At 45.3% G+C, this 18,876-nt stretch carries 17 protein-coding genes and 5 tRNA genes; 14 read left to right on the forward strand and 8 right to left on the reverse strand.

Annotation, left to right across the window (positions count from 1 at the left end; all coding sequences use genetic code 11):
- The first annotated feature begins 58 nt into the window (after positions 1 to 58).
- The 13 genes from JM642_RS10875 to nth all read left to right on the forward strand — a co-directional run bounded on the left by JM642_RS10875 (position 59) and on the right by nth (position 9,607).
- Positions 59 to 134: transfer RNA gene (locus tag JM642_RS10875), tRNA-Asn, on the forward strand.
- A gap of 49 nt (positions 135 to 183) precedes the next feature.
- Positions 184 to 259, forward strand: a tRNA-Asn gene (locus JM642_RS10880).
- A 31-nt stretch (positions 260 to 290) separates the two neighbouring features.
- Positions 291 to 366: transfer RNA gene (locus JM642_RS10885), tRNA-Asn, on the forward strand.
- A 45-nt stretch (positions 367 to 411) separates the two neighbouring features.
- Positions 412 to 487 (forward strand) — tRNA-Asn (locus tag JM642_RS10890).
- A 45-nt stretch (positions 488 to 532) separates the two neighbouring features.
- Positions 533 to 608 (forward strand) — tRNA-Asn (locus tag JM642_RS10895).
- 202 nt (positions 609 to 810) lie between these two features.
- Positions 811 to 2,715: a GGDEF domain-containing protein gene (locus tag JM642_RS10900; protein WP_109277633.1), complete on the forward strand. Its 1,905-nt coding sequence runs from the start codon at positions 811 to 813 to the stop codon at positions 2,713 to 2,715.
- 125 nt (positions 2,716 to 2,840) lie between these two features.
- Complete coding sequence (gene rsxA / locus JM642_RS10905) at positions 2,841 to 3,419, forward strand: electron transport complex subunit RsxA (RefSeq protein ID WP_023267235.1); 579 nt, start codon at positions 2,841 to 2,843, stop codon at positions 3,417 to 3,419.
- On the forward strand, positions 3,420 to 4,001 hold the full coding sequence (rsxB, locus tag JM642_RS10910; protein WP_011626120.1) for an electron transport complex subunit RsxB: 582 nt from the start codon (positions 3,420 to 3,422) through the stop codon (positions 3,999 to 4,001).
- Positions 4,002 to 4,004: 3 nt separating this feature from the next.
- Positions 4,005 to 6,386 carry an electron transport complex subunit RsxC gene (gene rsxC / locus JM642_RS10915; RefSeq protein WP_203431773.1) on the forward strand — a complete coding sequence of 794 codons (2,382 nt, stop codon included), beginning with the start codon at positions 4,005 to 4,007 and terminating at the stop codon, positions 6,384 to 6,386.
- 80 nt (positions 6,387 to 6,466) lie between these two features.
- Complete coding sequence (gene rsxD / locus JM642_RS10920) at positions 6,467 to 7,516, forward strand: electron transport complex subunit RsxD (protein ID WP_047537539.1); 1,050 nt, start codon at positions 6,467 to 6,469, stop codon at positions 7,514 to 7,516.
- A gap of 54 nt (positions 7,517 to 7,570) precedes the next feature.
- Positions 7,571 to 8,209 carry an electron transport complex subunit RsxG gene (gene rsxG / locus JM642_RS10925; protein ID WP_088585647.1) on the forward strand — a complete coding sequence of 213 codons (639 nt, stop codon included), beginning with the start codon at positions 7,571 to 7,573 and terminating at the stop codon, positions 8,207 to 8,209.
- Positions 8,202 to 8,900: an electron transport complex subunit E gene (locus JM642_RS10930; RefSeq protein ID WP_203431774.1), complete on the forward strand. Its 699-nt coding sequence runs from the start codon at positions 8,202 to 8,204 to the stop codon at positions 8,898 to 8,900. Before rsxG ends, JM642_RS10930 begins: the two co-directional genes overlap by 8 nt.
- A gap of 65 nt (positions 8,901 to 8,965) precedes the next feature.
- Positions 8,966 to 9,607, forward strand: a complete 642-nt coding sequence (nth, locus tag JM642_RS10935) for an endonuclease III (protein ID WP_144374584.1) — start codon at positions 8,966 to 8,968, stop codon at positions 9,605 to 9,607.
- Between the two features lie 163 nt (positions 9,608 to 9,770).
- Here the strand turns inward: nth and JM642_RS10940 are convergent, their stop codons facing one another.
- From JM642_RS10940 to JM642_RS10950, 3 genes are all read right to left on the reverse strand, one after another.
- A complete protein-coding gene (locus JM642_RS10940) occupies positions 9,771 to 10,034 on the reverse strand; it encodes a hypothetical protein (RefSeq protein ID WP_203431775.1) in 264 nt (87 codons plus the stop codon).
- A 97-nt stretch (positions 10,035 to 10,131) separates the two neighbouring features.
- The gene (locus JM642_RS10945; RefSeq protein ID WP_203431776.1) at positions 10,132 to 10,596 is read right to left on the reverse strand and encodes a hypothetical protein; all 465 of its coding nucleotides are present in this window, start codon (positions 10,594 to 10,596) and stop codon (positions 10,132 to 10,134) included.
- Complete coding sequence (locus tag JM642_RS10950; RefSeq protein WP_203431777.1) at positions 10,596 to 11,765, reverse strand: PepSY-associated TM helix domain-containing protein; 1,170 nt, start codon at positions 11,763 to 11,765, stop codon at positions 10,596 to 10,598. The genes JM642_RS10945 and JM642_RS10950 overlap by 1 nt, the downstream gene beginning before the upstream one ends.
- A 475-nt stretch (positions 11,766 to 12,240) precedes the next feature.
- Between JM642_RS10950 and JM642_RS10955 the strand changes: the two genes are divergently transcribed.
- Positions 12,241 to 13,167, forward strand: a complete 927-nt coding sequence (locus JM642_RS10955; RefSeq protein WP_203431778.1) for a hypothetical protein — start codon at positions 12,241 to 12,243, stop codon at positions 13,165 to 13,167.
- 10 nt (positions 13,168 to 13,177) lie between these two features.
- On the opposite strand, the gene JM642_RS10960 is transcribed toward JM642_RS10955, so the two are convergent.
- From JM642_RS10960 to JM642_RS10980, 5 genes are all read right to left on the reverse strand, one after another.
- A complete protein-coding gene (locus JM642_RS10960) occupies positions 13,178 to 13,960 on the reverse strand; it encodes a CLCA_X family protein (protein ID WP_140906681.1) in 783 nt (260 codons plus the stop codon).
- A gap of 87 nt (positions 13,961 to 14,047) precedes the next feature.
- The gene (locus tag JM642_RS10965) at positions 14,048 to 15,982 is read right to left on the reverse strand and encodes an ATP-binding protein (protein WP_203431779.1); all 1,935 of its coding nucleotides are present in this window, start codon (positions 15,980 to 15,982) and stop codon (positions 14,048 to 14,050) included.
- Positions 15,972 to 16,280, reverse strand: coding sequence for a hypothetical protein (locus JM642_RS10970; protein WP_055648259.1), 309 nt, complete (start codon positions 16,278 to 16,280; stop codon positions 15,972 to 15,974). Before JM642_RS10970 ends, JM642_RS10965 begins: the two co-directional genes overlap by 11 nt.
- Positions 16,273 to 17,478: an EAL domain-containing response regulator gene (locus tag JM642_RS10975; RefSeq protein WP_203431780.1), complete on the reverse strand. Its 1,206-nt coding sequence runs from the start codon at positions 17,476 to 17,478 to the stop codon at positions 16,273 to 16,275. Before JM642_RS10975 ends, JM642_RS10970 begins: the two co-directional genes overlap by 8 nt.
- Entirely contained in the window at positions 17,475 to 18,455 is a 981-nt protein-coding gene (locus JM642_RS10980) for a helix-turn-helix domain-containing protein (RefSeq protein WP_239000431.1), read from the reverse strand. Before JM642_RS10980 ends, JM642_RS10975 begins: the two co-directional genes overlap by 4 nt.
- Between the last annotated feature and the right edge of the window lie 421 nt (positions 18,456 to 18,876).

Genomic DNA, 18,876 nt, shown 5'->3' on the forward strand with positions numbered 1-18,876 from the left:
ACAGAGCGTTTTACTATGCGCTCCGTTCTCAACGAGTCATCGAGACGATTAAAGCGATTCCCCTGTAGTTCAGTCGGTAGAACGGCGGACTGTTAATCCGTATGTCACTGGTTCAAGTCCAGTCAGGGGAGCCACTCTTTAATCATTGATAATCAATGAGAATACAGTTAGATAACTAACGATTCCCCTGTAGTTCAGTCGGTAGAACGGCGGACTGTTAATCCGTATGTCACTGGTTCAAGTCCAGTCAGGGGAGCCACTTAGTTAGCAAGCTGATACGTTAAAACGATTCCCCTGTAGTTCAGTCGGTAGAACGGCGGACTGTTAATCCGTATGTCACTGGTTCAAGTCCAGTCAGGGGAGCCATTTTAAAGTAATATCTAAAGTCGATAGTCATATCGCACCCTCTACTCCCCTGTAGTTCAGTCGGTAGAACGGCGGACTGTTAATCCGTATGTCACTGGTTCAAGTCCAGTCAGGGGAGCCATTTTAAAGTAATATCTAAAGTCGATAGTCATATCGCACCCTCTACTCCCCTGTAGTTCAGTCGGTAGAACGGCGGACTGTTAATCCGTATGTCACTGGTTCAAGTCCAGTCAGGGGAGCCATTTTATTTCACTTCATCTGTTTTTTATCCTACATCTAACGCTTATAGATCACGCTTTTCATTTCTGTTTTGCCTTAAATACGGTTACACTGTGAGCAGTTTGTTAACCAAAATACCGTGTATCATCACGCAGATAACGGTGTTATTTCAAATCTCATGCAATATCTTATTGCACATACTTTGACATATTGAGAGCGAATTTTATGGCGATGTCTAAATCGTATCCCATTTTTTTGTTGCTGATCTTTTTAGGCCTTTTTGGTTGGATTTATCAAAGCGAAAATCACCAGTTACAGGCAGAACAACAGCAGGAACTCAATAATTTCAAACAATACATGGCCAACTTTGACCAGTGGCAAGGTAATGGTAGCGAACTTTACCAACGCCTCTCCGAACATTACCCTCTGCAATTTTTTCAATATATTGATGATACTGATGGGCAACTTAATTACACTCAAGGTGAACTCAACGCCCAAATGGCTCACCCACTTGCTGGGTTATTTTCCTTAGATTTGTCACATACACAAAAGCTGCCTGCGGGTCGGTTACAAGTTAAGTTGAGTGTTAACCAAGCCATCGAAAACGCCATTGCCAATACCCAGCAGCTAGGATTCTCATTGCTGCTAGCTTACATTGTATTAGTTGTTGTTTTTTTATTACTTATCAATAAATTAAAATCTTCTATCCGTTATGCTGCCGATTATATTATGCATGTTCCGGAGTTGAGTTTTTCAGCCATAGAGTCTTCTAGACTGAATGGCGAAATGACCCCCGTCAGATTAGCGCTTGAGGAATGCCGAACAACGTTAAAATCACGAGTCGATAGCCTCACACAGGAAAACCAGAAACTGCATAAAGTGGCTTATCAAGATCCCATTACAGGGTTTGGCAGTCGTCCTCGTTTTACCTCCAAGTTAGAAAGTATTAACAATCGTGCGATTCCTCAACTCGGATTAATGGCCATGGTTAAGGCGACTGAGCTGGCTCATATCAACCAACTTCAAGGGCGCTCAGCGGGTGACGATTATTTATCGAATGTGGCTAATTGCATACGTAAAGCCAGTTCAAAATATCCCGATGCAGAGTGCTACCGCGTTTCCAGTGCCGATTTTGCGATTTTTTTGCCCGATTTAGTGTTAAAGGATGGACCTAAGTTTTTAGATCAACTGAAAATTTTCCTTGATGAATATCAACAGATGATCAAAGCAGAATCCGCGGCACATATCGGGCTTGTCCCATACCAACAAGGGACAGATCCCGTCAATTTGCTATCCCTTGCAGATACGGCTGTCAGCATAGCGCAAACCCTTGGTCCTAATAGTTATCATATTCAAGAGAAACTCAATGCGGATCAGCAATTTGGTGACGACCGTTGGAAACTGGCAATCAATGACCTAATCACCCGCCAAGCGCTTAAATTTTTCCAACAACCGATTCAACCTTGCCGTAACGATGTAGAGGTATATCGCGAGTTGCTGGCACGCTTCTACAATAGTGAAGGGAAGTTTTTACCGACCACCACAGTCATTGCCATGGCGGAGCGCCATGGAATGAGCACAGAATTAGATAAACTCGTGGTGATCACTACATTAAAAATGCTTAAAGAAAATCCCACCATTAGCGGCAATTTTGGCATCAACATCAGTGCTTTTTCAGCGCATCAAGAACTGTTTGTAGGCTGGTTAAAGGATATTCTTGGCAAGCATAAATATATCGCTTCACGCTTAGTATTTGAGATTAACGAATCCGGTATGCAAGCCAATTTAGGGGCGAGTTATAAGTTTGTACGTGAAGTGCATAGCGTAGGTTCGAGGGTATCAATTGAGCGTTTTGGCATGAGCTTTACCTCGTTCAAATTCTTCAGCGAAGTGCGCCCAGACTACATTAAGCTTGATGGTAGCTACACCTCGGCGATCGATGAAGACAGCAATAACAAATTCTTTGTGCGTATGATGGTAGACGTTGCCAGACGTATTGGTATCCGCGTAATTGCGACCAGTGTTGAGCGCCAAGAAGAAAAATTAACCCTCGAAAAACTTCTCGTTGATGGTCTCCAAGGCTATTACATTGCCCAGCCACAGGCCATTACCCTAACTGATCAAATTTAAACCAATGCAGGGTTAATCAAGCATGCATATTTACAGTAAAGATAGTTAACCCTGCATTCTATATGTTGTTTATGCAAACGGAAAAGTCGATAATACGGCCAAGATCCGTTTAGACAAGTATTGAGATGAGTGAATATCTCCTGTTGTTGATCAGCACTGTACTGGTCAACAATTTCGTATTAGTGAAATTCTTAGGCTTATGTCCATTTATGGGGGTCTCCAGCAAACTGGAGTCCGCTATCGGTATGTCTATGGCGACCACTTTCGTGTTGACCTTGGCATCCATTCTCAGTTACCTAGTGAATCAATACCTATTATTGCCTTTTGATCTCAGTTATCTGCGTACCATGAGCTTTATTCTGGTGATTGCGGTGGTAGTGCAATTTACCGAGATGGTAGTGCAGAAAACCAGTGCAGCCCTACATCGCGCACTGGGAATTTATCTGCCGCTGATCACCACTAACTGTGCAGTATTAGGGGTAGCCCTATTAAACGTGAACGAAAAACACGATTTTATTCAATCTGCTATCTATGGTTTTGGTGCTGCGGTGGGTTTTTCCTTAGTGTTAATTCTGTTTTCCGCGATGCGTGAACGTTTAGCGGCGGCCGATGTGCCCATGCCGTTTAAAGGCGGTGCTATCGCCATGATCACCGCAGGCCTGATGTCATTGGCCTTTATGGGATTTACAGGATTGGTTAAATAGATGTCCACCATGTTAATTGCCGTTATCTTATTGACCCTATTGGCATTGTTCTTTGGGGTATTACTCGGATTTGCCGCCTTAAAATTTAAGGTTGAAGGTAATCCTATCGTCGATGAACTCGAAGCGATTCTGCCACAAACTCAATGCGGTCAATGTGGTTATCCCGGTTGTCGTCCTTACGCCGAAGCCATTGCCAATGGCGATAAAGTCAACAAGTGCCCGCCCGGCGGCACTGCGACCATGGAAAAACTCGCCAGCTTAATGGGGGTCGAGCCAGAGCCGCTCAACGCCGAGGCTCAGTCCCAAGTCAAAAAAGTCGCCTATATTCGCGAAGATGAATGTATTGGCTGCACTAAATGTATTCAGGCCTGTCCTGTCGACGCCATTATTGGCGCGGGCAAACTCATGCATACCGTGCTCACCGCTGACTGCACAGGTTGCGATCTCTGTGTCGAGCCCTGCCCCGTTGACTGTATCGATATGATCCCTGTGGGCCAAAATCTGAAAAACTGGAACTGGCGCTTAAATGCCATTCCCGTGACTCTTATCCAAGAGACCCCGCACGAAGAAAAGAGAGGATAAGCGGTGCAGACTTTATTAGATCAATTAGATAAAGGAACCCTTTGGCGCTCACCTGGTGGCATTCATCCACCTGAAGTCAAATTCCTCTCAAACACCACACCAATTAGCCAACTACCATTAGCGCAGGAATACATTGTACCTGTGCCACAGGTGGGCGAAAACTGCACTCTTGCGGTCAAAGTGGGTGACAAAGTTTTAAAAGGTGAACCATTAACTCAAGGCACCTCAATTTGGCATTTGCCCGTGCACGCGCCAACCTCTGGTACTGTGGTCGCCATTGAGCCAAGAGCCAGTAACCACGCCTCAGCCTTGCCGGTCAATACCTGCGTGATTGCCGCCGATGGTGAAGACCGCTGGTGCGAGTTAACGCCAGGCTCAATTGAGCTCAGCAATCAGGAGATGATTGCCAAAATCCATGGTGCAGGGATAGCCGGCATGGGTGGCGCCGCCTTCCCAAGCCACATTAAGCTCAATCCCGTCAGTGAAATTGAATTAGTGATAATCAACGGCGTGGAATGCGAGCCTTATATCAGCGCCGACGATCGCTTAATGCGCGAATACAGCCAAGACATTCTGGCGGGGATTGCGATTATCCATCGCCTTTTGTCACCAAAACGCATTGTGATTGCTATCGAAGACAACAAACCTGAAGCCATAAAGGCGATGCAACAGGCGGTCAGTCAATCCACGCTCCCTGCGGGCAGCACTCGGGTAACGGTGATCCCAACCAAGTATCCCTCTGGCGGTGAAAAACAGCTGATCCAAATCATCACCGGTCGTGAAGTGCCCTCGGGCGCCATTCCCGCTAAGCTTGGGATTGTGGTGCATAACGTCGGAACCGCCTTTGCGATTCATCAAGCCGTGACCCAAGGAAAACCGCTGATTGAGCGAGTAGTTACCGTTACTGGGCAAAATGTCGGTAAACCTGGCAACTATTGGTTACCCATAGGCACGCCCGTTGAGCATGTGCTCAAGCAAACTGAATTTAATGCCGAAGCCGAGCAAAAAGTGATTATTGGCGGGCCAATGATGGGCCACGCATTGCCGACCATCCAAGTACCGATTTTAAAGGGCACAAACTGTATTTTGGTCCCGAGTAGTCAAGAGATTGGGATAACTCCAGAAGAAAAGGCCTGTATCCGCTGCGGCGAATGTGCCAATGCCTGCCCTGCACTCTTGCTACCACAACAACTGTTTTGGCATGCAAAAGCCGAAGAATATGACAAGGCGGCCAGCTACAACCTAAAAGACTGTATCGAATGCGGTTGCTGTAGTTATGTGTGCCCGAGTGATATTCCACTGGTGGAATACTACCGCATCGCTAAATCGGCACTAAAACAAGCCGCCGATGAGAAGCATCAAGCCGAGCGCGCCAAACTGCGCTTCGAGGCGCGTATTCAACGCCTCGAAGAAGAAAAACTCGCCCGCGAAGCCAAGGCTAAAGAAGCCGCTGCGCGTCGCCAAGCGACCATGACCTCAACGGATAAGAATGCTGTAGCTGAAGCCATGGCGCGGATTGCGGCCAAAAAGGCAGCAGCGGCAGAAGCCACAACCGATAACGCGACGGTCGAGGTCGTTGTTGCTGATACGAGCAACACAGAAGCGCCTAAGGGTAAAGCGGCTGTTGCCGCCGCAATTGCTCGCGCTAAAGCCAAGAAGGCGGCTCAAGGGGCGGATAATGCAGAATCGTCAAAGCAAGCAGTCTCTTCTGACTCAAGCGAGCCAACGGTTCAAGCCGAGTCTTTATCACAAAAAGATAAAGTCGCCGCCGCCATCGCTCGTGCCAAAGCGAAAAAAACGGCATTGAAGGCCGACTCGGATGCCAATGGCGATACTGAAGCGACTGTCAATGCGAATCAGCCAGTAGCAGAAACGGCTACGAGCACAGAGGCGGATGACAAAAAAGCTAAAGTCGCTGCTGCCGTCGCCCGCGCAAAAGCCAAAAAGGCAGCCGCACAGCAGGCAGAGTCGACTGATGTTGTCGAGATTGAGCCCAAGCTAGCAGCAGACGCTAAGCCCGAGTCAGGCTCTGACGTTGAATCACGCAATGAATTAGGCTCAGCCGCTGAACGAAGCGCGCCGCTTAGCCCTGAAGATGAGAAAAAGGCCAAGGTCGCTGCTGCGGTTGCTCGCGCGAAAGCCAAAAAAGCCGCCGCTCAGCAGGCTGAATCGAGTGATATGGCCGAAGTTCAGCCCGAGTTAGTCGCAGACGCTAAGCAAAAGTCAGGCTCTGACGTTGAATCACGCAATGAATTAGGCTCAGCCCGAAGCGCGCCGCTTAGCCCTGAAGATGAGAAAAAGGCCAAGGTCGCGGCCGCAGTTGCCCGCGCGAAAGCCAAAAAAGCAGCCAGAGAAGCGGATGCGCTCAGTGACTCAAATGAATAGCACTGCGGATTTTAACCTCAGTGCTTTAAAAATGATTAGCTTAAAAATCAGTGACTCAAGATTAGATAAAAGGGATCACAATGGCGTTTAAAATAGCCTCATCACCCCATGTTACCCGTAACTTGCATACATCAACGGTTATGCAAAGGGTTATTTTATGCTTGTTACCCGGCCTTGTGGTGCAATGCGCCTTTTTCGGCTGGGGCACACTTATTCAAGTGTTACTGGCGATTATCGTGGCCCTAAGCTGTGAGGCTGCGGTGATGAAACTGCGTAACCGCAGCATCAAAGCGAGCTTAAGCGATAACAGCGCCATGCTCACGGCGATCTTAATCGGGGTTGCGATCCCGCCGCTAGCACCTTGGTGGATGATCGTGATGGGCACCGCCTTTGCGATTGTTATTGTTAAGCACCTCTATGGCGGCTTAGGCCATAACCTGTTTAACCCTGCCATGGCTGCCTATGTGTTGCTACTGGTGTCGTTTCCACTACAGATGACCAGCTGGATTGCGCCAAGTACCGTTGCACTCAATACCCCAAGTGTTATCGATAGCTTGCAACTTATCTTCAATCTCGGTGCCCATGGTGGGATGGATCAATTCCGTTTAGGAATTGATGGTATCAGTATGGCAACGCCGCTCGATACCCTCAAAACCGATTTGTCACTAGGGCTCACCACCACTGAAAGTATGACCAAAAGCATATTCGATGGCGGCACTGGCGTAGGTTGGTTTTGGGTCAATTTGGCGTATCTCGCTGGCGGGTTAGTGCTGCTTAAATTAAAAGCCATTCGTTGGCACATCAGTACTGGTGTCTTGGCGGGATTATTTGTGGCATCGAGCATCGGCTTTTTACTGTCACCCGATATGCAGGCAAGTCCGCTGTTCCATTTATTTTCGGGTGCCACCATGCTCGCCGCCTTCTTTATTGCGACCGATCCTGTCACCGCCGCCACCAGCCCACGCGGCCGTTTGATTTTCGGTGCTTTAATCGGTGTCTTGGTATATATCATCCGTACCCAAGGCGGTTATCCCGACGCATTTGCTTTTGCTGTATTGCTCGCCAACCTGTGCGCGCCATTTATTGACTATTATGTGCGTCCGCGTGCCTATGGCCACTCAGCGGGCTAGACCTGTGAAATAGAGAATCAAGCGAGCTTGAACAAAGACTCTTGAGGAAAAAAATTGAATAACCCAATGATTAAAAATGGTCTGCTACTTGCCCTATTTGCCCTGCTCTGCACCGGCTTAGTGGCTGTGGTTAATCAACAGACCTTTGATGAAATAAAGCTGCAACAGCAGAAAGAACTGATGGGCATCTTACATCAACTGATCCCAGATGAACTCCATGACAATGAGCTGACCGCACAGTGCACGTTACTGCAAAATAAAGAGGCGCTCGGCACTGAAGATGCCTTGCCTGCGTATATTGCCACCGCAGCGGGTAAACCCGTTGCTATCGCCTTAGAAGCCATCGCTCCCGATGGTTACAACGGTAATATTAAGCTGATTGTTGGTATCAACACCCAAGGTGAAGTATTAGGCGTTCGTACGCTTTCTCACCAAGAAACGCCTGGGCTTGGGGATAAAATCGAGTTACGTAAATCCGATTGGGTCACCAAATTTGTGGGTAAAGTGCTTACATCTGAAGATGATAAGCAGTGGCAGGTACAAAAAGACGGCGGCGATTTCGACCAATTCACTGGCGCGACAATTACGCCACGCGCCTATGTGAAAGCCGTTAAACGCGCCGTGTGGTACTTTACTCAGCATCAAACAGAAATTTTCAGCCAACCACTGAATTGTGAGGCCAAGCATGACTAATTATCGTGAAATTGCGTGGCAAGGACTGTGGAAAAATAACCCAGGGTTAGTGCAACTGCTGGGGCTTTGCCCACTGCTGGCCGTAACCGCAACCCTCACCAACGCCCTTGGCCTAGGTATCGCAACAATGCTGGTGCTGATTGGCTCAAACGTTTTAGTCTCCTTAGTGCGCGACTATGTGCCGAAGGAAATCCGAATCCCCGTGTTTGTGATGATCATTGCGGCGCTGGTGACAGCGGTGCAACTGTTAGTCAATGCCTACGCCTATGGGTTGTATATGTCGTTAGGGATCTTCTTACCGCTGATTGTGACCAACTGCATTATCATTGGCCGCGCCGAAGCGTTTGCCTCCCGTAATAATGCCTTTAGCTCGGCCTTCGATGGCTTGATGATGGGACTAGGCTTTACCTTGGTATTAGCAGTCCTTGGCGCTACGCGGGAAATTATTGGCCAAGGCACGCTATTTGATGGCGCCGACCAGCTGCTCGGCCCATGGGCAAAGGCTTTAACCATTCAAGTATGGCAAGTCGATACCCCTTTCTTGCTCGCTATGTTGCCGCCTGGTGCCTTTATCGTAATGGGCCTACTTATCGCCCTGAAAAATATTGTCGATAAAAAGCTTAAAGAGCGCCAACCACAAGCAGCAGCGCAGCCGAGTGTGACACGGGCGCGGATTACCAAAGTGAGTTAAGCCTCATTGAGATAACAGCTTAAGTAGTGGGTTTAACGTTCAACCCACTACTGACAAGGATCACTATGAATCAACAAAAACGCATCCAAATCCTCACCCGCCTACGTGAAAACAATCCCAAACCCGAAACTGAGCTGAATTTCTCCAGTCCCTTTGAATTACTGGTGGCGGTGACCTTGTCGGCACAAGCAACTGATGTGAGCGTGAATAAGGCGACCGATAAACTGTTTCCGGTGGCCAATACCGCCCACAGCATTTATGCCTTAGGCGTGGAAGGATTAAAGGAATATATCAAGACGATTGGCCTGTATAACAACAAGGCTATCAATGTGATTAAAACCTGTGAGATCTTGATTGAAAAATACAATGGCGAAGTCCCAGAGGACAGAGAGGCGCTAGAGTCGCTTCCTGGTGTCGGCCGTAAAACCGCCAATGTGGTGTTAAACACCGCCTTTGGCTGGCCAACCATCGCCGTCGACACCCATATCTTTCGCCTCGCAAACCGCACTAAATTCGCCCCAGGTAAAAACGTGGTCGAAGTCGAGGAGCGTATGTTAAAGGTTGTTCCCGCTGAATTTAAGGTCGATGTGCACCACTGGTTTATTCTGCATGGTCGCTATACCTGTCTGGCTCGCAAACCGCGCTGTGGCAGCTGTATAATTGAGGATCTTTGCGAGTTTAAAGAAAAGGCCTACCCCGAAGAATAAGGGCGCCATATGGCTGTCGTTAAGCGCTTTAACTAACGGAATGAACAAGTAACAAGGGCTTTTAGGCTAGAGAATACTTTCAGGTTCGAGAATATTTTGCTGAAAGCCCTTTTGTTATTAGCGCTGTTGTTAGCACCGTTCTTAGCACTTTGATGCAGATTAATCATTTTGCTTGAGCGGCTTTTTGCTGCAATAGGGCTAGCAATTCTTCATATTTTGGCCCTTGGCCAAACTGAGGTAGCGCGACCGCAAAGACCACCAGCGCAAAGGCAATATAAATCGCGTACGGGTGACTCCAAAATCCTGCCAGCAACGTGAACGTACCTAAGATAAGCAAAATAATCACACCCATCCGCACCCGCTGCGCCATTTGCACTTTTTGTGTTGCGGCCGCGATTAACGCGAGTTCTGCTTCAGTAAATTCCATATCACATCCTATGCAGTAAAACCTACCCGATAAAAATAACCCTCAGGCACAGTTTGCACCTGAGGGCGGTTTTACTGCAAACAATTTTATAGCGTTATTACTGAACTAACACCGCCTCGGGCACGGGCCATTGGCTAACCAACCATTCGCCCTGCCAATTTTGAATCGACACCCACAAGCTGTCCGTTGCCGCTAACTTAGCGCCCGTAATCGCATGCACATGCTGGCCATGTTTGCTGCCATGTAACACCCCATTTTCACCTTTTTGTAGGGCTTCTAATGGCAGTGCCACTGGGCCGATATTGGCATAAGCTTGACGAATATGGGCCACATCTCCCTGTTCAAAGATCAACATAAAATCTTTAACGTAATCATCGTGGTGTTTATAGGGCGACTTTAAATCTAACGGCATAGGCGCAATCTTAAACTCCCCCAGTTGCTTACTCGGCCAAGCTGGTGGAAAACTCGGGCTAAGCGACTGATAGAGGAACACTAAGGGTAAGATTAAAATCAAGCCACTGAGCTTGTATTTATGCTTTAACCAAAATACTGATTTTGCCATTAGCGAGCCTCCCCAATCATATCTGCAGCCAAATCTGTGGTTTCGGCCTGTTTAAAGGCGCGAACATGGCGCAATCCCCACATCATAAAACCAGTGATTGACATTCCAGAAAGCACCAGACCAAAAAAGAACCAAATAAACTTAGTCCAAATCCCTCCCAAGGTGCCGTAATGCAGCGGATCGGCAATATGCATTAAGGTTTGCATACCTGTCATGGTTTCTGGCGAGCTGACACTGGCAATTTCGCCGGTCCATGGATTAATGCTGAGATTATAGGAATATTGATCATAAAAAATATGATCGCCGCTGCCGCTTAAATGATACATATCCCGTTGATGCTCAGGCAGCATCACATAACTTGGTTGAAAATCGGGGAAACGCTGTTTGGCTAAACTTAAAGCCTCGGTAAAAGAGACATTGGCGCTTGGCACTTTTAAATCGCCAGCCTGTACTAGCGGCACTTGCTCGGCAGCAATCAATGGTGCATGGGGCTCGATATCAATATCCGCATGCCAGAAGATAGCTTGGACTAAATACCAAAGCCCAGTGAGGCTCATAATCGCGATAAACCAAATCGACCAAACACCCGATAACTTATGCAGATCCGACAACAAGGTCTTCTTTCCTTGCGTTAGACGTAATTTAGGCGCAAAAAAGCTGCGCCAAAAGCGTTTGTACACAATGAGCCCTGTCACTAATGAGGCAAGCATCAAAAGCGCCATAGAGCACACTAGGTAATACCCCAAGCTATAACCGCCCTGCCACGGAAACAACAGCCAACCATGTAATGAACGCATAAAGCCGATAAAAGTGATGCCTTCGTTGATCTGCTGGATCTCACCCGTATATTGATTCACATAGGCGATAGCATAAGGCTTATCGGCATCGGTAAAAGTAATGGCATTGACTATATAAGGCTCAAAGGTCATCGCTCCCATGACTTGCGCATTTGGATAGGCCTTTTCCACCACCAGCATTAATTCATCAACGGGTTTCGCGGGTAGCTCATTCGGATTGGTCGCACGGGCTGCGGGGTTAGTCAGCCAAGTCAGTTCATGACTAAGTACTGCAACCGTGCCCGTTAAGCAGATGAAACTGAATAAAATCCAGATGGGCAATGATACCCAGCCGTGTAACATAAACCAGAAGCGATTACTTATTTTCGCCATGGGGAGTTGTTCCTACCTCTTTTAAAATCCTGTTAGTGTAAAGTTAATACGAATTATTATCAATACGGTATATGGGTAATCTACTATATTTACAAGATGAGTCACACATTTTGGGACAGCCAGCCTCTGGATATTCAACTCAAGCAGCGCTCAGGATGGATGAAGCGAGATAGGTTTAAATGAAAATGTTTATAGCATGCTGCTGATTACCACCGATTCAAATCGACATATATCCCTAGCCTGTCGAAGGCGCGTCTAGATGAAACACTGGATCAATTGGTATAGGTTTCTTGCTGAGATACCTGTATTTATGATGATTAGTGAATAAGTAATACTGATAAACAAAACAGTGTAACGTACTGTTATTATAAAATTTTATTAATTATTTTACCGATAGCTTGTCGGCAATAATTCTTTAGTCAGCACAGAAGATCCAGTACACTAGCCCTCTTTGCTTTAGAGAGTCCTTGCGAGTATGCCCTATTCACACCCCTTAGCCGATGCGCCTCAGCCACATACGCATATGCACCGTCAATTGGCTAAGCCGCAACCTAGGATTTCCCTCAAAGCACTTGCCGAGCAACTCAAACTTGAGCAAGTCACCATCATTGGCAATGCGTCAGGGGAATGGCAACCTGCCGCTAAAGGTCTCACCTTTATTTTTAATGGTACGCAATGTCCGCAGCATTTCACGCCCCATGGTCATGTGGTTACGATTGCCAATGGCGGTTTTGCCGAATCGCAATATGCTTTTGAAGTTCAAGGTCATCCCCAAGGTTTGCAACTGGCCAAGGCATTGACCCAAGTCGCCACCGATCTCACTGCAACTCTCGGTTGCTGGCCATCATCGGGCTTAACAGCGATCGTACTTATGATGACCTTGGCACAACAACTACAAGTTCAGCGCATGTCGCTACTGCCCAGCTTACGGCGCAGTGTTGAACTGCCCGAGACAGTCCATCTCCCCTGCATGGTTCATAACTGGTTAGGGGAAAGAAGAATCGCTAAAGCCCTACTCTGTGAGCGCTTAGACTGGGCTGAATTTACGCTGAAACCTTGGGAGCAAACAACGGAGGCAACACACCAAGTAAACTTTATCTGTGAAAGTGAAGATCCCTTTCTCAAACTGGATTTATTGAGACAATATCTTCTCATTGAGTGTGTAAATGAGGATACCAAGCAAGGAGTTCGGCAGCATTTAGCCGAGTTAGCACATACGCCAAGCGCTATTTGGTTGCAGTGTGCGGATAAAGCTAAACTCATCGCATGTGAGTCGCTGTTTTTTAATCATCAGCCCGAAACACAGCTCAGCCCTTGGTATTTAATGGATTACCACGCCTCACAATGGCTCGATGCCATTCGCCACCAACTTGCCTACTGCCAGCAGCAACTCGCCGATTAACACTGATCGCTTATCCTACTTTCCCTAACGCTATGCCTAATGGCTCAAAGTAGGCTATCAAGGCATTAAAGATACGTTGTCTATGTGATTCATCGGGATAAGCTCCTTCCTTTGCCTGCGCAGAGTAACGTGTGCCAGACACCAAATACGGATTTTGGATCCCTTGATAGGATTCGATACACGCTTCAAAGGCCCGAGCCATCATTTCGGTGGGTTTAGCAAAATACTGCGCACCATAACGCTTATCTAATGCTATTGCACGGCGTACATAATCGCTCGGCGCTAGATTGTCCTCAGAGAGTAATGTCACTCGAAAAATTTCTGCTAAACGATGATTTAACGGATGATCAATGAGCGGCAGATCCGCAAGCCAGAGATCACTGGCGCACTTAAAACGTCCCGTGGTTCGCGAAAACGCCTTAGGCGCCACATAATGGTCAAACGCATGCCAAAACTCATGGGCCAAGGCGCCAGCGCCGGCATTTTTTGCTAATGCCAGCTCTCTAGCCGCGGGAGCATAATGGGCCTGCACCCCCTTTTGCCCGCCATGACCAAAGGCAAGACTTAAGGTTTGCCTTAGCCCTAAGGTTAAGGGCGGTAAATGCAGGATAAAGGCAAGGTCTGCCAGCGAATCAAACACTAAATTAGCGGCAATTAAGGATTCTTCCCGCGTAACCCAACGCCCTACACGCACATGACTAAAACCAAAGGTTTGTTTCACGTCGAGAAAAGTCATTTGCTCCCCAAAGCGATAATCGGGGCCATGACGGTGGTATTGCTGATGGATTAGCACAATCCGTTAGAATCGTCGATTAAGTAATGTATAAAGGCCATTCTATGTGAAAGCCGAATACATTTATAGTGTTAACCAGTAGCCATCCTATACTGGCGTAATTGCCGCTAATTTGCTCAAAAACACTTCTAAACTAAAGGGCTTTTGGATAAAGACCACATCGGGAAATCGCCCAAGTGCTGGGATCTCATCACTATCATTGGCTGAAAGCAGAAAATACTGGCATTCCCAAGTACTATCATCCATCTCAATGATAAGCTGGCGCATTTGTTGGATTAACACTAATCCGTCAGTCTCCTTTAACCGATAATCGACAATCACCAATGGTGGCCGCAGCGTTTTAAATAGCCTTAACGCCGATTCAGCCTGATCTGTACAGTGGATTTGGGCAAAATGGGACTCGAGCGCTCCACGGCAAATCTCAAGATTAAACAGATTATCGTCTACTAATAGTAATGGTTGCTGGGTATAACGGTGTATTGGCTCCTGCTTCTGGTGATAAAACTGACACGGAAAGTGCATTAATACCGTGGTTCCTCGTCCTTGCTGACTGCGTATCCGTAATTTACCGCCAATCTGCTCCAATAATCGCTTACAGGTATAAAGCCCAAGCCCTATTCCCGAAATACCATAGGAGCTAGACAGTGATTGATAAATAAAGGGACTATCTAACGCCCGCTTTGCCTGCATAGGCATACCTTCACCAAAATCACGGATCAACACCCTCAACATAGGCGAAGCTGAAGCTTGATTAAATGAAGGATGTAAATCCATATAACAGTGTACCTGCTCACCAGTACTGTATTTAAAAGCATTATTAATAATATTGGTGACAAGTTGGAATAGCTTAGTGCCATCAAGCTTAAGCAAGTCAGGTAACGTATCACTCACCGACACAGTGAGGGTTTTACCCGAAGTAGTATTGAAAGCTTGATAGTATTCCTGAATGCGACCAACATATTCTCTAAGGTTAATCGCATGCTGATCTAATGTGAGTTTTCCAACTTCAGCCTTACTGTAATTTAATGTGTTTTCAGCAACCGAATAAAGCAAATTTGCTGACCAGATCATTTTATCGACAATATGGCTTAGCTCCTGTTTTGATGTGCCCTGCTGCACTGGCTCGGATGGTATTGAAAGAGTTTTCTTGAGCATCCGGCTATAACCAAGCAACGCATTTATTGGCGTGCGGATCTCATGATTAATACTGGCCATTACCGCTAATTTCGAACGATTTTCACATTCGATGCGTTCAATAAGCTGTTGATGTTTCGCTTTAAAAAACCATAGTAGCGAAAATGCTAGCCCAAGAAGCGCAATCGATAGGATTATAACGAAAAGCTCAATCACTTCCGCTCGAGGTACCTGATAATCAACCTGTAAATTGAAACGGGTCTGATATTCGTTCAATGTAATAAACTGACGATCTGAATAGGCAAATAAGCGCCAAATCCCCGTTGCTGCAAGGATATCACAGTAAGCGCTTCGTAAAATTGAATGCTCGAACTGATACGTAATGCATATATCTTGCTCTTGATCGATACGCGTCAAAATCCTTTTTTGGGAAATGGCATAAATCAAATAAGGCATCTGAGGTTCATCAATCTTAACGGTCAAAAGGGTATAATTGATTAGCCTGGCGTGTAAACTCCCGTTGTCCATCATACTTAATGTTAATGGCTTAAGTTCTGGTAAGATGGATGGATCAGAAATATACGCCAGTTCGAGTTCAGGGGTTAATGTGAAGGCAACGGCAGATTTGATCTTCAGCAAATCCTTAGCAAATACTTCAAATTCTTTTGTGGTCACCGCAGCGGAAGCATTAAAAAACGATCGCAATGCATCTAACATAATACGGTGTTGTAAAAACATATCTTGGGATGATGAAAATACTGCCTGAGCTTTTTTTTGATAAACCGCTTTAAATTCATTAATTGAATGGGCAAGCGTTAAGCAAATAATAATCAGCGTAATAAATAACCCGGTAAGCAAGTACATGCTTGAAGTATATTTACTCCCCATTATCTTGCTCCTTTACGGCATTTAACAAAAATTGGATCTGGGTGTTAAAAGCCGATACTGAAGCCAAATTTGAAACACACAACGTCTCATCCAAGGCGAGATAACTCGTCATCCCCAAAAACTCATGCCTAAGATCAGAAAAACATTCTTCAGCGTTGAGTGACATAAGTTGCAGACTCATGCGTTCAAGCTCTATGAGTAAAGCTCGCCTTAACACTTGTTGCTGCGGCTGTTGATATTGCGCCAAAAAAACTGACAGCGCTTGCTTCACTTGGTGTTCAAGCCCATGATTATTCATGTATTAAACACTCACTTTGATAATGGCCTATCCAGTTAATAAGGTAACGACCTTCAATGGGTGGACTATACAAATATCCCTGTGCCACATCACAACCTAAGGCTGTCAAAATAGCGGCAATAGCGGCTGTTTCTACGCCTTCGGCAACTACTTTTACGTGCATCTTTTGCGCTAGGGCAATGGTCGACTCAACAATTAAATAATGTTGATGATTGATATCCATATCGGAGACAAAACTTTTATCAATTTTTATTTCTTTAAAAGGAATAGCATCAAGACGATCATAGGTCGAATAGCTTTTACCAAAATCATCCAGTGAAATATCAATATTATTAATAATGAGCCTGGCAATCGAATTAAGAACTCTATCTTGATTAATGATTTCCTGTGATTCAGTTAACTCTAAAATTAAGTGAATCCCCGTATGAGCACGACTAGACTCGATAATGTATTCAATTAACTCCTCACAGGTGAGATCATCTGCCGTAATATTGATTGATAATGAAAATGGGGTGAGTAGAGGCTGTCGTAGCCAACACTGCAACGCCTGAGAAATCACCATCCGCGAAAAAATACTGTTTAATCCCTGTTGATTGATTAAAGGCAAAAATACATCGGGATAAATATAACCATGGTGGCGATCACATAAACGAGACAACACCTCAAAACCAGTAATTTCTTGGGTTTTTAAATTAATCTTTGGCTGGTAACAGAGGATCAACTGTTCATCCTTAAGTAACTGTTGAACGTTGATATTTGCATGTCGGTGACCTCGATGACGATGGGTAGTTGACTCAGGCACATCTTCGGTGTCGGTCGTAAGCAATGGCATTAAGATATCACTGGCATTGACAGGCTTTGCAAACACACCCAATAGGTTTAACCTGAGTGTATGAATAATACCGTCTACCAATTCAAGAGTTCGTTTATCGGAAGAACTGATCACGGCAATCGGAATCGACATCCACCGAGGCTCTGTCGCTAACATATTGATGACAGCAATACCATCGCCCTGATCCATCTTCAAATCGATAATGATGAGATCGAGTGATACATTTAACCCCATAATTAAATCAATCCCTTGATTGCCATTACTGGCTTCATAAATATTAATTTCATTTTCGGCTAAACATTTATTGATATCCGCTTTGAGCGTTTCTCGGATAAATTTTTGATCATCAATAATGAGTATATTCATATATTGGTCTCTAGCTGCATAAAGAAAATAGGATCGATTGTCTGAGACTTAGCCGAAGGAATAACCGATAATTTCAGCAAATTTCGATTAGCCATGACTTCGGTTCTACTGGCGAAAAAGGAATAATTCTTTATAGATCTATGATTGTTTTCTAAGGTTCTAATTTTAAAAATAGGTAACTTGAATTGGGAAAGCTTCCTTTTTAAGGATTCATCACATATGCTGAAACTTAAGTACTTTATCGAACGACATAAAGCCATTTCATTCAGGTAGACAGACATCATATAGTTTTCAATATGAGGTGTGACACCAAAAGAAGAAAACACCATTAAGGTATCGGGGCTAGACTGACTGTTATGACTAATAACCTCAAACAAATCCACTTCATCATTCATAAATTCGAGCGCGACCTTAGCGTGCGTGCGGCAAAACAAACAATGCCCAACAATCTGCTCACCAAAACTAAATGCAACAACGAGCGATAATCCCAAAAAAAAGGGTTGCGATAATTGGAAATTATTCAAACAAAGCCGGGGGTTACTCTCATACACCAGGCTCAACTGTAGTAAGGTCAAAAAGTTATCATGATGGTTATCAATAAATTCGACACGATAAGGTTTATTACGATAATAAGGATGTTCGCTACGTTCGACACTCGAATCAAATAAATTAATCGAGGCGAGTCCTTCACTAACAAAACTTTTATCCAGCCGATAAATATCAAATAATTCTGAACCAAAAATTTCTACAATTTCTGCCTGTTTTGCTAGCGATGGAATATTGACTCCTCGCTCCCAACGGCTAATCGTAATCGCATCTAAAGCATCAAATAAACAACTTTTTTCCCTGAGTAAACAACATAAATCTTCCTGTGAAAGTTGATTTTCAGTGCGTGTGTGTTTTAAGAAATTGGAGAATGTCTGTGCACTTGTTTTGCTTTGATAGGAGATAGGTGTACAAATCATAGCGTGTTCCATCAGTCTTTTTTATTTTCTCAAGCAGCTCCATATATGTCTCAAGGTCAACATCATCTATTGGTTCTGGATACCTTAGGGTATAGATAATCCAGATACGTTGCTGTTCTTCCACAAAATAGAGACCAGTGATTTTCTCTTCTTGCATCACTTATACCTTTATAGATTTAGCCATATAACCATAATTTTGCTACGGTAATAGCAGTATAAGTGTCATCTTTTAAATAAGACCATGGCACTATTACAGTGTGTCATGGGAAAAAGTGTCTAGTGAACCATGCGGTAATATCTATTCGAACAAGCTGTATTACTGACGATACAAATAGATACAGAAATCAAACATAGAATTGCAATGTTTTATTACCATTCAGTTAAATATCGGCCTCGAAGAAAATAAAGGCGCAATCGCTAACACCAGTATTTC

The sequence above is a fragment of the Shewanella sp. LZH-2 genome, from assembly GCF_016859145.1.
GTDB classification, from domain to species: Bacteria; Pseudomonadota; Gammaproteobacteria; order Enterobacterales; family Shewanellaceae; genus Shewanella; species Shewanella xiamenensis.